Consider the following 1635-nt stretch of genomic DNA (forward strand, 5'->3'; position numbering starts at 1 on the left):
GCTTGTGCACATAGCTCTGGTGGCCGGTGTCCCACAGGATGCGGTCGACCGGCGACTCGAAGACCCGGTGCAGGGCGATGGTCAGTTCCACCACCCCGAGGTTGGGTCCGAGGTGCCCCCCGGTCCTGGCGACCGCGTGCACCAGGAACTCCCTGATCTCGTCGGACAGTTCGCCGAGTTCCGCCTCGGTCAGCGCCTTCAGGTCACGTGGTTGCCGGATGCTCTCCAGAATCGTCACGCTCGGGCCCCCTTCGGTTCCGTGCTGCTCAGCTCACGGTGACGGCCGGCTCCCCCGACGCGGTACCGTCCTTCTCCATCTGTTCGGCGATCTTCATCGCCTCCTCGATCAGGGTCTCGACGATCTTCGACTCCGGCACGGTCTTGATGACCTCGCCCTTCACGAAGATCTGCCCCTTGCCGTTGCCGGAGGCCACACCCAGATCGGCCTCACGCGCCTCGCCCGGACCGTTCACCACACAGCCCATCACCGCGACCCGCAGCGGCACCTCCATACCCGTCAGCCCCGCGGTGACCTCCTCCGCCAGCTTGTACACATCCACCTGCGCGCGCCCGCACGACGGGCAGGAGACGATCTCCAGACCCCGCTGACGCAGGTTCAGCGACTCCAGGATCTGGATGCCGACCTTGATCTCCTCCACCGGCGGCGCGGACAGCGAGACCCGGATGGTGTCGCCGATGCCCTGGGAGAGCAGCGCGCCGAAGGCGACCGCGGACTTGATCGTGCCCTGGAACGCCGGACCCGCCTCGGTCACACCCAGGTGCAGCGGGTAGTCGCACTGCTCGGCGAGCTGACGGTAGGCCTCGACCATGACGACCGGGTCGTTGTGCTTCACCGAGATCTTGATGTCGCGGAAGTCGTGCTCCTCGAACAGCGACGCCTCCCACAGCGCCGACTCCACCAGCGCCTCCGGGGTGGCCCTGCCGTACTTCTGCAGCAGCCGCCGGTCCAGCGAACCCGCGTTCACCCCGATACGGATCGGGGTGCCGTGGTCCTTCGCCGCCCTGGCGATCTCCTTGACCTGGTCGTCGAACTTCTTGATGTTGCCCGGGTTCACCCGCACCGCCGCGCAGCCCGCCTCGATCGCGGCGAACACGTACTTGGGCTGGAAGTGGATGTCGGCGATCACCGGGATCTGCGACTTCCGCGCGATCACCGCCAGCGCGTCCGCGTCGTCCTGGGTGGGGCAGGCCACCCGCACGATCTGGCAGCCCGACGCGGTCAGCTCCGCGATCTGCTGCAGCGTCGCCCCGATGTCCGACGTCCGCGTGGTCGTCATCGACTGCACCGACACCGGGGCGTTCCCGCCCACCGCCACGGATCCGACCTGGATCTGCCGGCTCTTCCGGCGCACGGCGAGCGTGGCCGGGACCTCGGGGAGGCCCAGGGAGACTGCGGTCATCTGTGTCACTCCCTGTTCGACGAGACGGTCTCGCGCATGGCGCGCAGGGACTCCTTCAGGGAGCCCATGGTGGCGAGGACGGCGGTGGGCTCGTAGCCGCAGTGGGCCATGCAGTTGGCGCAGCGCGGGTCCTTGCCGCGGCCGTACTGGTCCCAGTCGGTGTCCTCGATGAGCTCCCGGTAGGTCGGCACGTACCCGTCGCTCATCAGGTAGC

At 68.3% G+C, this 1635-nt stretch carries 3 protein-coding genes; all 3 read right to left on the bottom strand.

Translation table 11 applies throughout. The annotated features are described in order from the left end of the window. The coding region (locus tag LPA54_RS32520) for a 1-deoxy-D-xylulose-5-phosphate synthase N-terminal domain-containing protein (RefSeq protein WP_308112907.1) at positions 1-238 on the bottom strand (238 nt) is incomplete at its 3' end. A gap of 28 nt (positions 239-266) precedes the next feature. Next, a complete protein-coding gene (ispG, locus tag LPA54_RS32525) occupies positions 267-1421 on the bottom strand; it encodes a flavodoxin-dependent (E)-4-hydroxy-3-methylbut-2-enyl-diphosphate synthase (RefSeq protein WP_228918119.1) in 1155 nt (384 codons plus the stop codon). Between the two features lie 5 nt (positions 1422-1426). Then, positions 1427-1635: DUF3463 domain-containing protein (locus LPA54_RS32530; protein ID WP_228984375.1), on the bottom strand; the 209-nt coding region annotated here is incomplete at its 5' end.

The organism is Streptomyces sp. DH12 (assembly GCF_020873895.1).
Lineage (GTDB): Bacteria > Actinomycetota > Actinomycetes > Streptomycetales > Streptomycetaceae > Streptomyces.

Bases quoted from the DNA above. Each gene is read 5' to 3' on its own strand.
- ispG (WP_228918119.1), bottom strand. From the start codon at position 1,421: ATGACCGCAGTCTCCCTGGGCCTCCCCGAGGTCCCGGCCACGCTCGCC.